The 19,650-nt window shown below is 65.9% G+C and carries 13 protein-coding genes; 6 read left to right on the top strand and 7 right to left on the bottom strand.

What is annotated here, in order from left to right:
* Nucleotides 1–111 precede the first annotated feature (111 nt).
* The gene (locus ACVENA_RS03535) at nucleotides 112–1,044 is read right to left on the bottom strand and encodes a LysR substrate-binding domain-containing protein (RefSeq protein WP_449327669.1); all 933 of its coding nucleotides are present in this window, start codon (nucleotides 1,042–1,044) and stop codon (nucleotides 112–114) included.
* Nucleotides 1,045–1,137: 93 nt separating this feature from the next.
* Here ACVENA_RS03535 and astD point away from each other — a divergent pair, with 93 nt between their 5' ends.
* From astD to ACVENA_RS03510, 5 genes are all read left to right on the top strand, one after another.
* Nucleotides 1,138–2,568 (top strand): succinylglutamate-semialdehyde dehydrogenase, encoded by a 1,431-nt coding sequence (gene astD / locus ACVENA_RS03530; protein ID WP_449327668.1) that lies wholly within the window; start codon nucleotides 1,138–1,140, stop codon nucleotides 2,566–2,568.
* Between the two features lie 86 nt (nucleotides 2,569–2,654).
* A complete protein-coding gene (locus ACVENA_RS03525) occupies nucleotides 2,655–3,533 on the top strand; it encodes a MurR/RpiR family transcriptional regulator (protein ID WP_257548189.1) in 879 nt (292 codons plus the stop codon).
* 159 nt (nucleotides 3,534–3,692) lie between these two features.
* Complete coding sequence (locus ACVENA_RS03520) at nucleotides 3,693–4,727, top strand: 2-oxoadipate dioxygenase/decarboxylase family protein (RefSeq protein ID WP_449327667.1); 1,035 nt, start codon at nucleotides 3,693–3,695, stop codon at nucleotides 4,725–4,727.
* Between the two features lie 3 nt (nucleotides 4,728–4,730).
* A complete protein-coding gene (locus tag ACVENA_RS03515; protein WP_449327666.1) occupies nucleotides 4,731–6,122 on the top strand; it encodes an FAD-binding oxidoreductase in 1,392 nt (463 codons plus the stop codon).
* A 5-nt stretch (nucleotides 6,123–6,127) separates the two neighbouring features.
* Nucleotides 6,128–7,330 (top strand): acetylornithine transaminase, encoded by a 1,203-nt coding sequence (locus ACVENA_RS03510; protein ID WP_449327665.1) that lies wholly within the window; start codon nucleotides 6,128–6,130, stop codon nucleotides 7,328–7,330.
* 40 nt (nucleotides 7,331–7,370) lie between these two features.
* Here ACVENA_RS03510 and ACVENA_RS03505 read toward each other — a convergent pair whose 3' ends face one another.
* The 6 genes from ACVENA_RS03505 to ACVENA_RS03480 form a co-directional block, all read right to left on the bottom strand.
* Complete coding sequence (locus ACVENA_RS03505; protein WP_449327664.1) at nucleotides 7,371–8,795, bottom strand: amino acid permease; 1,425 nt, start codon at nucleotides 8,793–8,795, stop codon at nucleotides 7,371–7,373.
* 119 nt (nucleotides 8,796–8,914) lie between these two features.
* On the bottom strand, nucleotides 8,915–11,257 hold the full coding sequence (locus ACVENA_RS03500; RefSeq protein ID WP_257548181.1) for a TonB-dependent receptor: 2,343 nt from the start codon (nucleotides 11,255–11,257) through the stop codon (nucleotides 8,915–8,917).
* 106 nt (nucleotides 11,258–11,363) lie between these two features.
* On the bottom strand, nucleotides 11,364–12,374 hold the full coding sequence (locus tag ACVENA_RS03495) for a DUF1611 domain-containing protein (protein ID WP_257548179.1): 1,011 nt from the start codon (nucleotides 12,372–12,374) through the stop codon (nucleotides 11,364–11,366).
* 11 nt (nucleotides 12,375–12,385) lie between these two features.
* On the bottom strand, nucleotides 12,386–13,906 hold the full coding sequence (locus tag ACVENA_RS03490) for an N-acyl-D-amino-acid deacylase family protein (protein ID WP_257548177.1): 1,521 nt from the start codon (nucleotides 13,904–13,906) through the stop codon (nucleotides 12,386–12,388).
* Between the two features lie 325 nt (nucleotides 13,907–14,231).
* Entirely contained in the window at nucleotides 14,232–14,678 is a 447-nt protein-coding gene (locus tag ACVENA_RS03485) for an Lrp/AsnC family transcriptional regulator (protein WP_257548175.1), read from the bottom strand.
* Nucleotides 14,678–16,621 carry an isoaspartyl peptidase/L-asparaginase gene (locus tag ACVENA_RS03480; protein ID WP_449327663.1) on the bottom strand — a complete coding sequence of 648 codons (1,944 nt, stop codon included), beginning with the start codon at nucleotides 16,619–16,621 and terminating at the stop codon, nucleotides 14,678–14,680. Before ACVENA_RS03480 ends, ACVENA_RS03485 begins: the two co-directional genes overlap by 1 nt.
* Nucleotides 16,622–16,747: 126 nt before the next feature.
* On the opposite strand from ACVENA_RS03480, the gene ACVENA_RS03475 reads away from it, so the two are divergent.
* Nucleotides 16,748–19,561 (top strand): TonB-dependent receptor plug domain-containing protein, encoded by a 2,814-nt coding sequence (locus ACVENA_RS03475; protein WP_449327662.1) that lies wholly within the window; start codon nucleotides 16,748–16,750, stop codon nucleotides 19,559–19,561.
* The last annotated feature ends 89 nt before the right edge of the window (nucleotides 19,562–19,650 follow it).

The following is a 19,650-nucleotide window of genomic DNA, read 5'->3' as shown; positions in this document are numbered from 1 at the left end:
TCGAACCCGGCATTGCACCGGCCGCCAATGACATCAAATGTTCAATTATTTGTCAATGTAAAATATATAACATGCCTGACCATCGCCCCACCGTCACCCGACCCGCCGCGCTCAGGCCGATTCCGACCGCGTCCGGGTCGATTCCGACCGCGTCCGGGCCGCTTCCGCCACGATCCAGTCGCGCAGCAGGCGGAATCGCGGATAGGCGAGCCGGTCGTGCGGATAGACGAGATAATAGGCCAATCGGCTTTGCAACGGCCGGTCGACCGGAATGACAAGCGCGCCGCTCGCCAGTTCCTGCGCGACGAGGAAGCGCGGCATCATCGCCACGCCGCCGCCCGACACCGCCGCCTGCGCCAGCATCATGAAATGATCGAACCGGCCCGACAATTTCACTGTCCCCGTCACCCCGTTCAGCGCAAACCAGTCTTCCCAGGCGCTCTGGCGCAGCGACTGGCCGAGCAGCGGGCAGCCGATCAGGTCGGCCGCGCCGGTGATATCATGGTCGGCCAGAAAGGCCGGCGCGCAGACCGGCACCGATTCTTCGGGAAACAGCAGGTCGTGCGCGGCATTTTCCCAATCGGGCCGACCATAATGGATCGCGGCGTCGAAGCCGCTCGCCGCGAGTTCGAACGGCTCCGACCGCGCGGCCATATTGACCACCATTTCGGGATGAGCGCTGGTCAGTTGCGGCAGGCGCGGCGCCAGCCAGCGCATGCCGAAGCTGGGCAACGTGGCGATGGTGAACTCGCCGTCGCGGCGTTTCGCCATCGCCTCGCCGGTCGCGCGGCGGATCGCGTCGATTGCGGGGCCGATCGCTTCGGCATAGGCCGCGCCCGCTTCGGTCAGCGCGATGCGCCGCCCCGCCCGGTGGAACAGCGCCTGCCCGATAATCTCCTCCAACTGCGCGATCTGGCGGCTGACGGCGCTCTGCGTCAGCCCGGTTTCGCGCGCCGCCAGCGAGACGCTTTCGTGACGCGCGGCGATCACGAAGCTCTGCAGCACGCCGACGGGCGGCAGCAGGCGGCGGCGCAGGTCGTTCATTCCATTTCCTCATAAGCAATTGCCGCATTCTCGTTGGAAGAACGCGCGGCATCTACGTAAGAAATGTGACAGATATCGATAAGGAGTGCAATCATGAGCGTCTCGTTCCGCTCCACCTGCCCCGCCGACGACAGCCTGGTGTGGGAAGGCGCCGCCGACGATGCCACCGCCTGCGCCGCGGCGGTTCGCCGCAGCCGCGAAGCCCAGCCGGACTGGGCGGAAACGCCGCTCGATGCACGAATTGCCGTGGCGAAGCGTTTCGCCACGCTCGCGCGCGAACGCGCCGACGAAATCGCCGCGCTGATTTCCCGCGAAACCGGCAAGCCGCTGTGGGAGACGAAGACCGAGGCGGCAGGCATCGCCGGCAAGGTCGATCTCTCGATCGCGGCACAGGCCGAGCGCGCGGGCGAACGGCTGTCGCCCACCCCCTTTGGGCAAAGCGCGCTCCGGCATCGTCCGCATGGCGTGCTCGCCATATTGGGCCCGTTCAACTTTCCGGCGCATCTGCCGAGCGGGCACATCATCCCCGCCCTGCTCGCCGGCAATTGCATCGTCTTCAAGCCGTCCGAGCTGACGCCGGCGGTGGGTGAGATGCTGGTCGGGCTGTGGCGCGATGCCGGGCTGCCGCCAGGCGTTCTCGAACTGGTGCAGGGCGGGCGCGAAACCGGCGCGGCACTGATCGATTGCGCGATCGACGGGCTGCTGTTCACCGGCTCCGCACGCGCGGGCCTGCATTTCCAGCAGCACTTCGCGGCGCGCGCGGGCTTTCTGCTCGCGCTCGAACTGGGCGGCAACAATCCGCTGATCGCGTGGGACGGCGATGCCGACGTCGCGGCGGAGACCATCGCCCAGTCCGCTTTCCTGACCGCAGGGCAGCGCTGCTCGTGCGCACGGCGGCTGATCGTCCCCGACAATGACGACGGCCGCGCGATCGTCGATGCCGCCGTCGCGCTTGCCGAACGGCTGCGGATCGGCCGCTGGGACGCCGACCCGCAACCTTTCATGGGCTCGCTGATCTCGGCCGAGGCCGCAGCGTCGGTCGATCGGGCAATCGATCGGCTCGCGGCGCAGGGCGGCCGGGTCCTTACCCGCGCGCGGGACGCGCTACCGGGCCGGGCTTTCCGCGCCCCGACGATCGTCGACATGAGCGCGGCGCGGCGCGACGATGAAGAGATTTTCGGCCCCGTTCTGCAAGTGCTGCGCGTGCCCGACTTCGATGCCGCGATCGCGGCGGCGAACGACACCGCCTATGGCCTGTCGGCGTCGCTGCTCAGCGCCGACGACGGCCTGTGGAATCGCTTTCTCGCGCGCTCGCGCGCAGGGGTCGTCAACCGCAACCGGCCGACGAACGGCGCCGCGTCGAACCTGCCCTTCGGCGGCTCCGGGGCGTCGGGCAACCACCGCCCCAGCGCCTGGTATGCTGCCGATTATTGCGCCTATCCGGTGGCGAGCGCCGAGGCCGCGTCGCTCCAGCCCGGGCAACCCGACCTTTCGCCCTTTCTGGAGCCCGGCCCCGCAGCGTAGCGCCGTTTGCCCGCCCGCGGATTGCTTGCTTCTCGATGACGTCAGATTTATGAAATCACGATAGCAATGTTCCAATAGAGAGCGGAATGCCGGACATTTTCGAGCGCCTGGAAGCGGAAAACGAGACCTACACCGCGGCGGAGCGCCAGATTGCGCTCTTTCTCCTCAACAATCGCGACCTCATTCCGTTCGAGACCGCCGCCTCGATCGCCAATCGCCTCGGCGTCAGCGCGGTGACGGTGGGGCGCTTTTGCCGGATGCTGGGTTTCCAGCATTTCCGGGAGTTGAAGGAGCAATTGCGCAGCTCCGCGAACCTGCCCTGGCTGCAAGGAAATGAATTCCAGGAATTTCTGTCCGACTTCAGCGACAGCGACAAGCGCCGCAAGACGCTGGAGCGCGAAATCGAACTGATGGTGGCCGTCTACGAACGGTCGCAGAATAAGGTGTGGAAGGATGCGGTGGCGCTGATCGCAGCCGCCGAACGCGTCCAGATCGTCGGTTTCCAGACCGAACGGGGAATTGCGGCGCTGCTGGCGCATAATCTGCAATATGTCCGCCCCGGCATCGAACTGATCGACGGCTCTTCGGGGCATTTCGCCAATCTTCTCCTTGAGCGTCCCAAGGGCCGCTGCCTGATCATCATCGACATACGCCGCTATTCGAACCAGTCGCGACAACTGGCCGAAAAGGCGGTCGAGGCCGATATTCCGCTGATCATCATCACCGACACGCTGTGCGACTGGGCGCCGCGCCTGACCGCCCATACCTTGACCGCCGACGCCGACGGTGCGCTGTTCTGGCATTCGTCGGTGCCGATGGTGGCGCTGCTCAACCTGCTGATCAACGATGTGGTCGGCAAGAGCGGCGGACATGACGTCGAGCGCCGGCTGGAACAGGTCAGCACGCTCTATGATGAATTCACCGGCTTCGTCCGCCCCGGCCGCAGCCGCGGCGCGCCATCCTGAGGCGGCTCAGCCGCAGATAACGGCGGGTGACCGGCGGACGTGCCCAAGGGACAGCAAGGGAACCTACATTCCGGCTGCGAATGAATAGCTGCGGATCGATTGATGGAATTTCGCCCGATTGCGCCGCATCGGGGGCGTACCACAATCGGCGAGGCACCCATGACGAACCAGATCAGGCCGCATCATTTGGAAGAGATGCTGGCGGCTATCGTCGGCCCCGATCGGGCCGCGCGCGCGCTCGATCGGATCGCCGTCCCGGCGGCGGTGGACTGGTCCCCGGCCGATGGCCGCATATCGGCCGCAATGCTGGCGATGACGCTCAATATCCTTCTGTTTTCCGATCTCTATGAGCGGGTGCCGACGGCGCGCCGCTGGATCGAGGCGCAGGCTGCGGAGGGATCGGCGCAATGGCTCGATCATGGCGCGCTTCGCACGATCCGCTTTCCCGGCCGCGGAACCGGCGCGTTGCCCGGCGGCATCGATGCCTTTGCCCGCATTCTCCTCCCGCTGGGCTATGAGGCCGCGGCCGATTACCCTCTGCCCCGGCTCCGGATGACCGGCCGCGCATTCCGGCATCGCGACCTCCCCGACGCGGTGCCGCAGTTCTTCGTCAGCGAATTGCACGTCGACCAATTCGACGCCGTCTTCGCCGATGCCGCGAACCGGGTGTTCGGGTCGAGCCACGACCCGCTGTCGCCGCTGTCGCGGGCGTTGCTCGACCTTCTGGGCCAGCAAGGCTGGCTGACGCGCCAGCAGGCCGGCAAACTGCTCCCCGCGATCGTGGGGGCCTTTTCGCGCACCCACGATATTCCGCACCTCGCGGATTATACCATTCTGCGCGCCGGCTCGGCCGAGGCGGCGTGGATTGCAACCGAGGGCAACGCCTTCAATCATGCGACGAGCCGCGTCGCGGATGTCGGCGCGCTGGCCGGGCAGCTCCGCCAGCAGGGCTATCCGGTGAAGGAGGCGGTGGAACATTCCGCGTCAGGACGCGTCCATCAAACGGCCTTCCGGGCGGACCCGGTATCGCGGCGCTTTCGCGACGACGATGGCGCGATCGTCGAGCGCGTGGTGCCCGGATCCTTCTATGAATTCATCACCCGCGACGTCGACCCCGCCACCGGCCGGATCGACCTGGCGTTCGACAGCGGCAACGCCACCGGCATCTTTGCCGTGACGCGGGCAGCGGCCTGATCCATGGAGCCGCTGATCGCCGCGCTGACCGCCCTGCTCGGTCCGACCCATGTGATCGGCGATCCGCACGATCTCGCCGGTCTGGCCCGCGATGGGCGCGGCGCCTGCGGCCGCCCCCTGTGCGCCGTGCGGCCGGACTCGGCAGCGCTCGTCGCGCGCACGCTGCACTTGTGCCGGGACTTCGGCGCCGTCGCGGTACCGCGCGGGGCGGGCACGGGGCTGTCCGGCGGAGGCTGCGCCGACGACAGCGGGTCGCAGGTGGTGATCCTGACCGACCGGCTGAACGGTGCGATCACGATCGACGCGGCGAACCGGACCGCCACGGTCGGCGCGGGCGCCCGCCTCTCGGCGCTCAACGCGGCAGCGCGGGGCCATGGCCTGTTCCTGCCCATCGACCTCGGGGCCGATCCCTCGATCGGCGGCATGATCGCGACCAATACCGGTGGCGCGCGCTTGCTGCTCCACGGCGACATGCGCCGGCACGTTCGCGCGATCGAGGTGGTGCTGGGCGATGGCGAGATCGTGCAATTGGGAAGCCCGCTGTGGAAGGACAACGGCGCCCTCGACCTCAAACAGATGTTCATCGGCGCGGGCGGAACGACGGGGATCGTCACCGGCGCGACGATCGCGCTCACCCCCCTGCCCCGGCATCAGGTGACCGCGATGCTGGCGCTGGCCGACGCGCGATCCGCGGTCGATCTGCTTCTGTCGGCGGAAAGCCACTTCGGGACGCTGCTGACGGCGTTCGAGGGGATGTCGATGGCGGCCGTCCAGGCCGCGCTGGATCATGTCCCTGGTCTCGCATCCCCCTTCCCGCATGCCCAGCCCGGCTATGTCGCGATGCTCGAACTGTCCGGAAATGCGGTGTGCGATACGGCGACGCTCGAAACCGCGCTGGCGGAATGGTGCGCGCCCTTCCTGCAGGCGGAGGGGCCTGTTATCGACGCGGTGGTCGACAGCGGGGGACGGCACTGGGCCGTCCGCCACGCCATTACCGAGGGCATTCGCAGCCGGGGCAGCGTCATCGCGTGCGACATCGCCGTGCGGCGCGGCGACATCATGGCATGCCGCGCGCATCTGCTGACCGAGGTCGCCGCGCGCTGGCCCGACCTCGCGGTCCATGATTTCGGCCATATCGGGGACGGCGGGCTGCACTTCAACCTGGTCTGGCCGCATCAGCTGGGCGCCGCACCCACGGGCCTGGCCGAAGCGGTGCGGACGTGCGTTTTCGACATCGTCGTGCGCCATTACGGCGGCAGCTTCAGCGCCGAGCACGGCGTCGGCCCGCGCAACATCGATCATTACCGGCGGCTGGTTCCTGCTTCGATCCAGACGCTTTCGACCCGGATCGCCGATCAATTTTCCGCCCCGAATGCAATTCTTGAGCAAGGATGAAAGCCATGTCCATATCCCCCCTTCTGCCCGTCTATAATCGCGCCGAGCCGGTGTTCACCCATGGCGAGGGCGCGTGGATCGTCGCCGACGACGGCCGCCGCTTTCTCGACTGTGTGGCCGGTATCGCGACCAACGCGCTGGGCCACGCCCATCCGCGGCTGGTCGATGCGCTGACGCGGCAAGCCGGAAAATTGTGGCATATTTCGAACGTCTTTCGCGTGCCTGGTCAGGATGAACTGGCGAAGAAGCTGATCGCCGCCACCTTTGCCGACACCGTCTTCTTCGCGAACAGCGGAACCGAGGCGATCGAATGCGCGCTGAAGATGGCGCGCAAATATCACGCGGCCAAAGGCCGGCCGGAGCGGATCGACGTCATCGGCTTTGGCGGATCGTTCCACGGGCGCAGCTATGCGGCGGTGAACGCATCGGGGAATGCCGCCTATCTCGACGGCTTCGGTCCGCGCCTGCCGGGCCATATCCAGCTTTCGGTCGACGACCTGCCCGCGCTGCTCGCGGCGATTGCCGCGCCGACGACCGCCGCCGTCATCGTCGAGCCGGTGCAGGGCGAAGGCGGCGCGCGCGCGCTGTCCGGCGAATGGCTGCAGACGGTCCGCCGCGCCTGCACGGAAGCGGGCGTGCTGTTGATCCATGACGAGGTGCAATCGGGCATGGGCCGGACCGGAAAGCTGTTCGCGCATCAATGGTTCGACGACGCCGCCCCCGATATCATGGCGATCGCCAAGGCGCTGGGCGGCGGCTTTCCCGTCGGCGCCTGCATCGCGACCGAAGAGGCGGCCAGCGGCATGACCGCAGGCGCGCACGGATCGACCTTCGGCGGCAATCCGCTCGCCATGGCGGTCGCGAACGAGGCGTTCGACCTGATCAGCGCCCCGGGCTTCCTCGACCAGACGGTGGCGGCCGCCGCGCGGCTTCGCGCGGGGCTGGAGGACGTGGCGGCGCGCCACCCGGAGCTGGTGGTCGACGTGCGCGGCAAGGGGATGCTGATCGGCGTCAAGCTGACCGGCAACAATCGCGAATTCATGGCGATGGCCCGCGACAAACTGCTGCTCGTCGCGGGCGGTGGCGACAATTGCGTGCGGCTTCTGCCGCCGCTGAACCTCAGCGAAGCCGAAGCTGACGAAGCGGTGGCCCGCTTTGCGGCGACACTGGAACTGGCGGGCGAGCGCTGGGCGAAACAGGCCGCCTGATCCGCGTTTCGGCGGGCAGGCCCCCATTCCTGTCCGCCGATCAGTTCCCTCCCCCGTCCGTCCGCCGCCGGGGGCGCGAATAGGCGAGATAGAAGACCGTCCCCAGCGCCATCCACAGCAGCAACCGGATCCAGGTGTCCTCGGGCAGGCTGACCATCAGATAGAGCGTGCTGCATATGCCGATGATCGGCAGCAGCGGCGACAGCGGAACCCGGAACGGGCGCGGCGCGTCGGGAAACCGTCGGCGCAGCACAAGAACGCTCCAGCACACGAAGGCGAAGGCAAGCAGCGAGCCGATCGACACCAGTTCGCCCAATATGTCGATCGGGAACAATCCGGCGATCAGCGCGCAGGCGAAGCCGACGATCAGCGTGCCGTGCACCGGGGTGCGGAATCGCGGCGAGATGCGGGCAAAGATGGACGGCACCATCCGGTCCTGTGCCATCACATAGAGGATGCGGCTTTGTCCGTAGAGCCCCATCAGGATCGCCGAAGCGAGCCCGATCACGACGCCGATATTCACCAGCGAGCGCAGCCAGTCGAGATCGCCGCCCGCCGCCGCCAGCGCGACCGACACCGGGTTGGCGACGTTCAGCGTGCGATAATCGGCCATGCCGGTCATCACCAGCGCCATCGCCACATACAGGATCGTGCAGACCGCCAGTGCCCCGATGATCCCCCAGCCGATGTCGCGTTGCGGATTGCGGCTTTCCTGCGCGCTGGTCGAAACACCGTCGAAGCCGAGAAAGGCATAGAAGATCACCGCCGACCCGCGCAGCACCCCGCTCCACCCATATTCGCCGTAATGGCCGGTGTTTTCGGGAATATAGGGGATGAAATGCGCGGTGCGGACATAGGCGGCGCCGAATGCGACGACGAGCAGGATCACCCCCACCTTGATGACCACCATCGCGATATTGGCGCGGTTGGTTTCCTTGATCCCGACGACGAGCAGCGCAGTGACCAGCCCGACGATCAGCGCGGCGGGAAGGTTGAACAGCGCGCCGGTCGCCACCGGATGCCCCGCCGCATCGAAATTGATCGGGGCGGCCGCGATCCATTGCGGAACAGGCACGCCGACGCTCGCCACCAGATCGACGAAATAGCTCGACCAGCCGACCGCGACCGTCGAGCAGGCGACCAGATATTCGAGCACCAGGCACCAGCCGACCGTCCAGCCGATCAGCGGCCCCGAACTGGCGAGCGCATAGCTGTAGGCCCCGCCGGACTTGGGCAGCAGCCCCGCCAGTTCGCCATAGCAATAGGCGGTGCACAGGCAGACTGCCGCGGCGAGAAGGAAGGAGAGCGAAATGGCGGGCCCCGCATATTGCGCCGCCGCGGTGCCGGTGATGACGAAAATCCCCGAACCGATCGTCGATCCGACGCCTGCCGCGATCAGGTGCCACAGGCCCAGATGCGGGCGCAGCGTCGGTTCGTCGTCGGTATCGACAAGAGTTTGTGCCATGCTCGAAATCCCTCAATGCCGCCATCGACGATCGACGCGGCTCGTCGGCGAACGCCGCGCGGCGACGTTCGAGGTGCGCGTGTCCCGCCCCGTCGATCGAGGCGGGTCGCCGGTTGCGATCAGAATTCGGTGCCGATCTTCAGCCCGAAGAATTGCGGCTTGGTCGGATAGATGCGCCGATACGGCCCGCAAAAAGTCGTCGCGCAATATGTGTTGAGGCTGAGTTGACCGCGCCGGTCGAACAGATTCTGGACGAACGCCTCCACCTTCCAGTCGCCGATCGTCATGCCCGCGGACAGGTCGAAGGTCGCGAAGCCCTTCGTCGATCCGATCGCGGCGAAATCCTCGTCGGTCAGGAAGGATCGGGTGCCGTCCTGAAAGAACATCGACGCCTGAACGAACGCCGTCTTGTTCGCACCGGCCGGGAATTCGTAGCGCGCGGTCACATTGCCCTTCACCCGCGGCTGCACCGGCAGCCGGGTTCCCTTGGGCGCCGCCGCGGGAATCCCCGGAAGGCAGACGATGTTCTGCGTCACCGGGTCGATCTGGCAGAAATTGGTCGCCAGTCGCGCGTCGATATAAGCGATCGCCGCGACCAGGCTGAGGCCGTTCGCGCGGTAGGACAGATCGCTTTCCACGCCATAGATATTCGCGTCGCCCGCATTGTAGATATTGGTGATGCCGTTGTTGTTCAGCGGCACCAGCCCGAACTGCATGTCCTTCCATTTCTGGTAAAAGGCGGCGCCGTTGAAGGTGAAGCGTCCGAGTTCGGCCTTCCAGCCGATCTCGTGATTATAGAGCTTGTCGGCCTTGAACGGATCGACGTTGGGCCGGCGGTTGTTGCCGCCGGGCCGGAACCCGCTCGACAGCGTCGCATAAAGGAGCAGGTCGGGCGTCGGCTTCCAGCTCAGGTTGAACTTGTAGGTATAGCTGTCCTGCCGGGTATTCTTGTCGATGTTGATGCAGAGCTTGTCGGGTGTCGGTGACGGCCGAACACAGCTGTCGATCGCGCTGCCGGTGGCGATGCCCGAGAAGCCGACGATCGAATTCTTCGCCCGGAACCCGCGGACACCCGCCGACAGGGTGAGGTTGGGCCGGATATCATATTCGCCCTGCGCAAAGACCGCATAATCCTTGTCGACCCGGAAGACCCGGGTCATGAAGATCGAATCCGGGTCGCCGGTGCTGGCGGGAAACGGCGTCGCCCAGATCGGCGTGGGGATGCTGCCGATCCCGGCGATATCGTAGTTGGTCCGCGCCGTGTCGGTCTGGCGCTGATAGAAAAGCCCGGCGGTCAGCCTGAACCGATTCTGCGACGGCGACGAGAGGCGCAGCTCGTGCGTTTGCTTCGTATAATGATCGGACCCGTAGAAGGACTGCTGAGGGTCCAGGAAGCCGCCGTTCCCGTCGGGGAAGTAATTGGCGTAATAGCCATAGGTGTCATAGGCGACGGTATAATAGGAATAGTCGGACGTGCTGTCGATCTTGCGTTCGAAATAGCCCCCCGAATAGACCAGATCCCAATTGCTGATCTTGCCCTGGATCGTCAGCGCGGCCTGATACCAGCGATCGAGATTATGCGACGGGAAATAATCGGTGACGTTCAGATCGCCCTTGCGCGGGTCGAACAGAAACCCGCCATGGCTGAGCTGATGCTGGTAGATGAGCTGCGGAGTGACCGTCCAATCCTCGTTCAGGTCGATCCCCAGCGCGATCCGGCCGCCATAGGTTTCGACGTCGTTATAATCCTGTTTGACGAGGTCGTGGTTGTCGACGGTCAGATTGGTATCGGGGTCGGCATCGTCGAGGGTGAAGGTGCGGGTGCCCGGAATATTGTCGATATAGCCGCCCTCCTTCTGGTAGAAGCCGACCACGCGCACGGCAGCGAACGGCGAAAGCGGCAGGTTCAGATAGCCCTCGAGCGAACCACCGAAATCGCCCTTGCCGAACTTGTTCACCTGCGCATCGACCGACCCCGAAAAGCCGGACGGATCGGGCTTGTTGGTGATGATCCGCAGCGTGCCCGACAGCGAACTGGCGCCGAACAGCGTCCCCTGCGGCCCCGACAGCGCTTCGATGCGGGCGATATCGTAGACGTGGAAATCGACCGAGCCGTAGATGGTCGTGACAGGGATTTCGTCGATATACAGGCCGCTCGTCGGCAGCGACCCGGTCTGCAAGCCGTCGCTGCCGCTGGTGACGCCGCGAAAGATGATCTGCGACTGGCTGGGGCCATAGGATTGCGAACTGACGCTGGGCAAAAGCTTCTGATAATCGTCGAAGCTCGCAACCTGGGCATTTTCCAGTCGCGATTCACCCAGCGCCTGGACGCTGATCGGCACGTCCTGGAGATTCTGTTCGCGCTTCTGCGCGGTGACGATGATCTCGTTGTCCGTGCTCCTGGCACCCGCCTCCTGCGCCAGCGCGGTTCCCGAGGTGCATAGGCTGGTCGTTGCCAACATCGCGGCGACCGATGAGCAAAGGATTCTATTCGGACCGTTCATAAACCCTCCCGATATTTTCTTGTTTCCTCTGCCGCCGCTCCCTCGCCTGGGTGCCACGGTCAAATCATCCCCAATGGTCCCCCGCCAGTTGATCGACGATCGCGCTTGCCCCCCAGCGAAGGGGATCGCAGGCAGGCAGACCCGTCTCGTCCTCGGCGCGTTTCAGGGCATCGCGCGCCGCGGCCTCGTCCAGCCGCGACGTGTTCAGGCCGACACCCGCGCCCCGCACCGCCGGGTTGGTGAGGCGGGCGGCCGCCAGATGGACATCGAGCGCCTCGCGCAGCGACGGGCAGGCAAAGTCGCCTTCATAGCCTTGCAATTCCGCGCGACCGGCTTCGTGACAGATCACCAGGGCATCGGGCTGACTGCCGTGGACCAGCCCCAGCGTCACGCCGGCATAGGCGGGGTGCAGCAGCGCGCCCTGTCCTTCGATAATATGCCAATGGTCCGGCTCTGCCGCCGGCGACAGCCATTCGGCCGCGCCCGAAATAAAGTCCGCGACCACCGAATCGATGGCGATGCCGCGGCCGGTGATCATGATGCCGGTCTGGCCGGTCGGGCAGAAGGTCGCGGCCATGCCGCGGCGCGTCATCTCGCGCTCGAGGCTGAGCGCCGTATATTTCTTGCCCACCGCGCAATCGGTCCCGACGGTCAGCAGCCGCTTGCCGGTGCGCTTCTTCCCGGTTCCGGGCCGAAAGACGCGGTCCGGGCGGCGCAGATCATGCAGCGATCGCCCCGTCTCGCGCGCCGCCGCTGCAATCTCGGGATGATCGGCCAGCCGTTCGTGCAGCCCCGCCGCAAGATCCAGTCCGGCGCGAAGGGCCGTGACGAGGTGCGGCACCCAGGCATCGGCGATGAAGCCGCCGTCATTGGCAATTCCGATCACCAGCGTGCGCACGCCCGCCCCCTTGGCAGCGGCGATGTCCATGTCGGGAAGGCCCAGATCGACGCCGCATCCGTCGAGCCGGACCTGCCCCGCGCAGTCTTCCGGCCGCCATTGCGCGAGACCCGATGCGGTCTTGGCCCAGCCGATATCGGGTGCGTCGCCCAGGAAAAGGAGAAGGGGTGGGATCATTCGGTCCTCTGTCAGTTGGTGGTGGGCCGGGGTTGGCGGCGGATGATCTGGCCGGGCAAGGCCCCCGTGGAAGCGCCGTCGCGAAGCACCGCAACCCCGTTGACCCAGACCGCATGGATGCCGACGGGCGGCGCCGACGGATCGGCAAAGCTGGCTCCGTCGGCAATCGTCGCGGGGTCGAACAGGACGAGGTCGGCGGCCATTCCGGGCGCGATGCGGCCGCGATCGGCGAACCCCATATGGCTTGCGGCCAGACCCGTCATCTTATGGACGGCCTGCTCCAGCGTCAGCGCCTTGCGGTCGCGCACCAGCCAGGAATAGATGCGCGGAAACGCACCGGCGCCCCGGGGATGAAGGCCGGAGAGTTGTCCGTCCGAACAGATATTGCTGTGCTCCCAGCCGATGAACGCGGCGACGTCGTCGTTCGACATCGAGCGTGCGATCACGCTGCTGCCCTCCCCCTTGGCGGCCGCCTCGCGATTGAGCGCGAGAAACGCCTCCGCCGGGGCGATGCCGCGCATTCGGGCGACATCGGCGACCGTCTTGCCGACCAGCGACGGATCGGGCGGAAAGCCCGAGAGCGTGAGATCCTCAGGTTTCGCGAGATGGTCGAGCGCGAACTGCGCCGCCTTCAGATCGGTGAAGTCGCGCGCCGGCAGCAGCACGTCGAGGCTCGATTGCCAGCGGTCATAGGGATAGACGTCGGCGGTCACGTCGATGCCGTCGGCGCGCGCGGCGTCGAGGCGCCGAAGCAACGCCGGCGCATCACCCCACCGATCGACCGTTGCGATCTTCAAATGGGAAATCTGGACCGGCATCCCGGTCACCCGGCCGATGGTCAGCAGTTCGTCGATCGCGGCGTCGATGCCGACGTCTTCGCTGCGCATGTGGCTGATATACCGCCCGTGATGGTCCGCCGCGACCTGCGCCAGCGCCAGCACTTCCGCGTGGGTCGAATAGATCGCCGGCTCATATTCCAGGCCGGTCGACAGCCCGATCGCACCGTCGTCCATCGCCTGAGCGACGAGCGTCTTCATCCGCTCGATCTCGTCCGGGCGGGCGGCGCGCTTGGCGTCGGCGCCCATCACGGCCTCGCGAACGCTGCCATGGCCGACATAGGATGCGATATTGACCGCCGCCGGCCTGGCGCCGAATGGATCGAACAGCTGCGTGACTGGCAGCGCGCTGAAGCCGTCCTGTCCGACGACGATCGTCGTGACGCCCTGCCGCACCAGCGTGGACGCCTGCCGCGCCTCGGCGAGACCCTCATCATGATGGCTGTGCGTGTCGATGAAGCCGGGCGCGAGCGTTGCGCCATGTCCGTCGACACGCGCGTCGCCGGGTGCGGCACGACAAGCGCCGACGCAATCGATCCGCCCGTCGACGATGCGGACGGCGCCGGTGCGCGCCGGCGCGCCCGTCCCATCGACAATCGATATGTTGGCGATGAGCGTGCCCGCGCCTTCCCGCGCCGAAGCCTGACCCGCAACCATGATCAAGGGCAGGGCGCACAAGACCGCTTTCGTCCACATCGACCTCTCCCTTTGTGATAATAAATGAACTTATATTTTCTTATGTAATTTTTCTAACATGATTCTCCAGCCGACGCAAGAAGCAATCCATCGGGGGCCAAAGAACAGGCGGGGGCGGAGGCAAGGTGCGCGCACGAGCAATCGAACGGCGACGCCGCGCGGCTTCGCGGGGTATTGCCGGCAAGCGGCGTCGATGACGGATCCGACGCTGATGGTCGGACGCAAGGGAGGTTCTGGAGGATATCCCGCAAACGCGGGAGAAGGCGCGGATGAGGGGAAGAGAGGACGGCGTGTCAATCTTGTGGGATCACGCCCCCTTTTCCCATCATCGCTCGATCTTCGTCGCCAATATGACCGAGGTCGTGGTCCGCTCGACCCCGTCGAGGAGCCCGACGTCGTCGATCAGTTCGTTGAGCTGCCCCCCATCCTCGGCTTCGAGCATCGCGATGATGTCATATTCGCCGCTGATCGCGTGGATCGCCTGCACCTGCGGCAGCGCGGCGAGCGCCTGTTCGACCTCGCGGTGATAGCGCGGCAGCGTCTTGATCATCATGTGCGCGCGGACGCGGCTGGCGGCGAAGGCGTGGCCGAGGCGGACGGTGTAGCCCGCGACGACCTTGTCCTCCTCCAGCCGCGCGAGGCGCGAGTATATCTGCCCGCGCGAAATGCCGAGTTCCTTGGCGAGCTGCGCGATCGTCTGGCGGGCATCGTCGCGCAGCAGGGTGAGCAGCCGCTCGTCGATCTCGTCGAGACTGACACCGCCGCTCGCCATCAATCGGCCAGCTTCTCGTCGGCGAAAACCGCTGTTTCAGGAGACCCCCCGGCGCTCATCCGGCCACGATACATGCCGAGGTCGTTGATGGCAAAGGCGGGGTGCCCGTCGGGGCCCATCGCGATCAGCCCGCCGTCGCCGCCGATCGCGCCGACCGCCATGATCGTATCCTGCGCCGCGTCCTTCAGGCTCTCGCCCTTCCATGCGACGCGGTCGCAGACCTGCCGCGCCGCGCTCTCGCGAATGAAATATTCGCCCGATCCCGTCGCCGACACCGCGCACTGGCCGTTCTTGGCATAGGTGCCGGCGCCGATGATCGGCGAATCGCCGATGCGGCCCCAGCGCTTGCCGGTCATGCCGCCGGTCGAGGTCGCGGCCGCGAGATTGCCGTCGGCGTCGAGCGCGACCGCGCCGACAGTGCCGAACAAATGGGTCGGATCGACCGCGGCCTGCTGGCGTTTGCGCCACGCGAGCAGTTGCTGCCAGCGCTCCTCGGTACGGAACCAGCCGGGTTCGACCTGTTCGAGTCCCTGCTCGACCGAAAATTTGTCGGCGCCCGCGCCCGCGAGCATCACATGCGGGCTCTTGTCCATCACCGCGCGCGCGAGGTCGACGGGATGGCGCGTGCGGGTGACCCCCGCCACCGCGCCCGCCTTTTGCGTCTTGCCGTCCATGATCGCGGAGTCGAGCTCGTTACGGCCGTCGGCGGTGAACACCGCGCCGCGCCCGGCGTTGAACAGCGGATTATCCTCGAGCACCCGCACCGCGGCGGCCACCGCGTCGAGCGCCGGGCCGCCCCTGTCGAGCACGGCGCTGCCCGCGCGGAGTGCTTCGTCGAGACCGGCGCGATAGGCTTTCTCCTTCTCGGGGCTCAGCGACCCGCGCTCGATCACCCCGGCGCCGCCGTGAATCGCGAGCGACCAGCGCGGCACTTCGGCAATCGCGCCCGCGCGCGCGGCGTAATTGCGGACGAAGATGGGACGATCGACCTGCCCCGACGGCAGATGGACGACCGAGTCCGGCCCGACGCCGGTGACCCTGATCCGCGGCGCGTCGAGCGGGCCGCGCCCGGTCACGCCGCGCAGCCCCGCCCCGTCGACCACCCAGGCATAGCCGTCGGGCGCGGTCGCGTAGATGCGCGCGGTCCCGTCGGGCTCGACCGCGAGCGCGGCGCTTTCGTCGACCCCGAGCCCGATCATCGCGGGCGCATCGGCCGGGCGATCGGCCTCGGCCTTGGCGACGAAGGCGAACAGGCGGCCAAGCCGGTCGCGCTCCTTGAAATGGGTATCGGTGACGATTCCCTTGAGCAAAGCGAGGTGCAGGAAATCGCCCTCGATCGTGTTCGCGGGGCCGAACGGGTCGGCGAGCGCCGCGTCGCTGGTGATGCTGCCGCCGTCCATCGCGCCGTACAGCTTCTCGCCCTGCATTGCGAGCCCGGCGCTGGTGCCTGCAAGCGGCTTGCCCGCCGCGACATGCGCGTCGAGGATCTCGTTCACCGGGGTGCCGCGCCAGAAGCGGACATAGCGCGCCTGGTCGCCGCCGGCGATGAAGATGCCGTCGGCCTTGCGCAGCCGGTCGAGGATTTTCGGATCGGTCGATTGCGAACGATCGTGGAATACGAAGATTTCCGCCGACTGGATGCCGCCGACGTCGTGGAAGAATTCCTGCCCCATCTCCTTGCCGTAGGAGGCGCTGATCACGACGATATGGCCGTTCCCGGCCTTGGCGAAGAACCATTTCATCGCGTCGATATTACGGTCGCCGCCACCCATCAGCAGCAGGCCGCCCGACACCAGCCCCGGCGTCGGCGTGCCGAGCTTGCCGAAGACATAATGTTCGACCGGCTGCACCTTCGCCTCCTTCGCGGCGGCGGGAACGAGCGGCAGCGCCGCAAGCAGCGCCAATAAAGTCAACAGCCAGTTCAGCCCGATCCTGCGCGGCATCTTGATCCCTTTCCTCGCCTCCGGTGACGACGTGATGTTACATAATGATCGCACCATTAGACAATATGATTTCCGGATGTGTCATATTGGTTGAAATTTTCGGCGATTTCTGGTCCAACGAACAGCATGTCCGACCGCAGAATCGTCGCGGCGGAGCAGTCAGGGGTGTGTGGGATGACGGTTTTCGGCAAAAAGACTTTTCGCATATTGCTCGGCCTCGGCGCATCGCTGCCGGCGCTCGCGGCGCCTGCCTATGCGCAGGAGGCGTCCGATACGGGCGGCGAGGAGATCATCGTCACGGGGTCGCGCATCCCGACGATCAAGGATCAGGGCCCCTCGCCGGTCACGACGATCGATTCGGACACGATCCGCGCCAACGGCTATACCAGCGTTCCCGAACTGCTCGCGGCGATGACGCAGAACAGCGGCGAAACGCAGAGCCCGCAGTCGGGCAGCAGCGCCGACTTCACCCCCGGCGCGCAGCAAGTCGACCTGCGCGGGCTCGGCCCCAACCATACGCTGGTGCTGGTCAACGGCCGCCGCATCGCGGATTTCCCGCTGCCCTATATCGGCCGCAGCAACTTCACCGACATCTCGAACATCCCGGTCAGCCTGATCGACAAGGTCGAGATCTTGAGCGGCGCGGGATCGGCCATCTATGGCTCCGACGCGATCGCGGGCGTCGTCAATTTCAAGATGAAGGAAAAGCTCGACGGGCTGACGCTCGACTATCGCCACGGGCGCACCGAGCATGGCGGGGGCATGTCGCACCGCTTTACCGCGACGGGCGGCTGGTCGTCGGGGCGCTTCAACATCGTCGGCGGCATCGAATATCTCGATCAGCGGCCGCTCTGGGGCTATGACCGCGCGATCCAGGACAGCACCGCCGACGCCCCCACGGCATCTTCGCAGGCCCCGCGGCGCACCTTCCTGCGCTACGACATAGAGAATGACACCTATATCGATCCCGGTGCCGCAACCTGCGCGCCGCTCGCCTATCTCAACCGCGGGACGACCATCTATGGTTCGCGCCCGCGCTACGGCGACTATGACGACGCGCTCGGCGACTATGGTCCGGGCTATTATTGCGGCAGCCGGGAATCGATCGGTTACGGCACGATCATTTCGGGTCGCAAGGGCTTCAACAGCTTCGGCACCCTGTCCTACGAACTGTCGGACAATGCGAAGCTGTTCGCCGATTTCCAGTTCGGGATCAGCAAGGTCCGTTTGATGTACGACGTGACGAGTTGGGGCTTCGAAAGCTCGTCGTCGAGCACGAACAACAGCTTCTACAATGCGTTCGACGGCACGATCGACGATTGGGAGCGGCAGTTCACGCCGGAAGAGACCGGCGGCTTCGAAATGCAGCGCAGCAAGCAGACGACGTACAGCATCACCCCCGGCATCCGGGGCAATTTCGGCAAGAGCTGGAATTATGAGCTGTCGTTCAACTACAGCCGTTACCAGTCGGTGGTTCGCTGGCCGCAGATCATCAACCAGAAGGCGCAGGACCTGTTCCTCGGCCCCCGGCTCGGGTTCGACGAGGATAGCGGCTATCCGATCTACGACGCCGATCCGACGCGTCTCTATACGCCGCTGACACGCGCGGAATATGAGAGCATCTCGGCCGATACCGTCTATCGCCCATACAGCTGGACCAGCAATCTGCAGGCGACGCTGACCAACGGCGAATTGTTCCAGCTTCCCGCCGGGCCGGTCGGCTTCGCGGCGGTCGCCGAATATGGCAAGCAGGGCTATAACCTCCGCCCCGACCCGCTCGCGCTCACCGACTATTATTACAGCTGGAAGGACAGCGACGGCGTCGGCAAGCGCAGCCACGCCGCGATCGGCGGCGAAATCCGCGTGCCGGTGCTGGAGTTCGTGACCGTGACCGGCGCCGGGCGCTACGACCATTTCCGCTTCGGCGGCGGCAGCACCGGCAAATTCACCTATAACGGCGGGCTGGAGGTGCGGCCGACGAACAGCCTGCTGCTGCGCGCCGCCTATGGCACCGCCTTCCGCGCGCCCGACCTCCATTATGTCTTCACCGGGCCGGGCAATGTCGAGGGCAGCGTCAACGACTATGCGCTTTGCGCCGCGGAAGGGCAGGACATCGAGGATTGCGATTATTCCGACATCGGGGTGGTCGTGAACCGCACGGGCAACCGCAACCTCAAGTCGGAAACCGGCCGGACGCTGACCGCCGGGCTCGTCTTCGCACCGTCGAGCCGGCTGCACGTCTCGGTCGACTATTTCCGCGTCACGCTCGACAATCAGGTCGACGACCTGAGCCTTGATACGCTCGCGCGCGCCGAAGCCGATTGCGACGCGGGCGACCTCGATCCAAGCTCGCCGACCTGCCTCGACGCCTATGCGCGCATCACCCGTTTCCCCAGCAATATCCAGGACGGTCAGATCGCGTCGATCCGCGTCAACCCGATCAACATCGCGCGCGAGAAGACGAGCGGCATCGACCTTGCCTTCCGCGGCAGCGTGCCGACGGGAATCGGCACCTTCACCCTGTCGCTCGCACACAGCCATGTGTTCAAGCACACGTTCCAGCAATATCCGGGCGATGCGTTCATCAACAAGCTGGCGGCGGACAGCGGCTATTATCTGCCGCGCGACAAGTCGAACGGCAGCATCACCTATGAAAATGAGGGCTTCCAGCTCACCCTGTCGGGCACCCGCCTCGGCAAGCTGCCCAACTATGATGAGGATGCCTATATCAAGGCGAGCTACCTCTTCAACGCGACGATGCAGTATGATTTCACCGACCATCTGCGCGGGTCGCTGACGGTGCGCAACCTGTTCGACAAGATGCCGGTGAAGGATCCGACCTGGTCGAGCTATCCCTATTACAACACAAGCTGGTTCGACAGCATCGGGCGGAGCGTGTTCCTGCAGCTCACCTACAAGCTCGGCGGCGCGGGCCTGTAGGATTGTCCGTCGATGAGCGAAACGGCATCGATGCGCAAAGCGTCGATGCCGCTTTCGCGGCGATGGGGATGACGCGGCTGGAATAATTG

The organism is Sphingopyxis sp. 550A (assembly GCF_053569535.1).
This window is presented reverse-complemented; position numbering and strand designations above follow the sequence as displayed.

Excerpts from the sequence above, each read along its gene's own strand:
- ACVENA_RS03520 (WP_449327667.1), top strand. The coding sequence starts at position 3,693 with ATGACGAACCAGATCAGGCCGCATCATTTGGAAGAGATGCTGGCGGCT.
- ACVENA_RS03515 (WP_449327666.1), top strand. The coding sequence starts at position 4,731 with ATGGAGCCGCTGATCGCCGCGCTGACCGCCCTGCTCGGTCCGACCCAT.
- ACVENA_RS03480 (WP_449327663.1), bottom strand. The coding sequence starts at position 16,621 with ATGCCGCGCAGGATCGGGCTGAACTGGCTGTTGACTTTATTGGCGCTG.
- ACVENA_RS03500 (WP_257548181.1), bottom strand. The coding sequence starts at position 11,257 with ATGTTGGCAACGACCAGCCTATGCACCTCGGGAACCGCGCTGGCGCAG.
- ACVENA_RS03495 (WP_257548179.1), bottom strand. The coding sequence starts at position 12,374 with ATGATCCCACCCCTTCTCCTTTTCCTGGGCGACGCACCCGATATCGGC.
- ACVENA_RS03505 (WP_449327664.1), bottom strand. The coding sequence starts at position 8,795 with ATGGCACAAACTCTTGTCGATACCGACGACGAACCGACGCTGCGCCCG.
- ACVENA_RS03485 (WP_257548175.1), bottom strand. The coding sequence starts at position 14,678 with ATGGCGAGCGGCGGTGTCAGTCTCGACGAGATCGACGAGCGGCTGCTC.
- ACVENA_RS03475 (WP_449327662.1), top strand. The coding sequence starts at position 16,748 with ATGTCCGACCGCAGAATCGTCGCGGCGGAGCAGTCAGGGGTGTGTGGG.
- ACVENA_RS03490 (WP_257548177.1), bottom strand. The coding sequence starts at position 13,906 with ATGTGGACGAAAGCGGTCTTGTGCGCCCTGCCCTTGATCATGGTTGCG.
- ACVENA_RS03510 (WP_449327665.1), top strand. The coding sequence starts at position 6,128 with ATGTCCATATCCCCCCTTCTGCCCGTCTATAATCGCGCCGAGCCGGTG.
- astD (WP_449327668.1), top strand. The coding sequence starts at position 1,138 with ATGAGCGTCTCGTTCCGCTCCACCTGCCCCGCCGACGACAGCCTGGTG.
- ACVENA_RS03535 (WP_449327669.1), bottom strand. The coding sequence starts at position 1,044 with ATGAACGACCTGCGCCGCCGCCTGCTGCCGCCCGTCGGCGTGCTGCAG.
- ACVENA_RS03525 (WP_257548189.1), top strand. The coding sequence starts at position 2,655 with ATGCCGGACATTTTCGAGCGCCTGGAAGCGGAAAACGAGACCTACACC.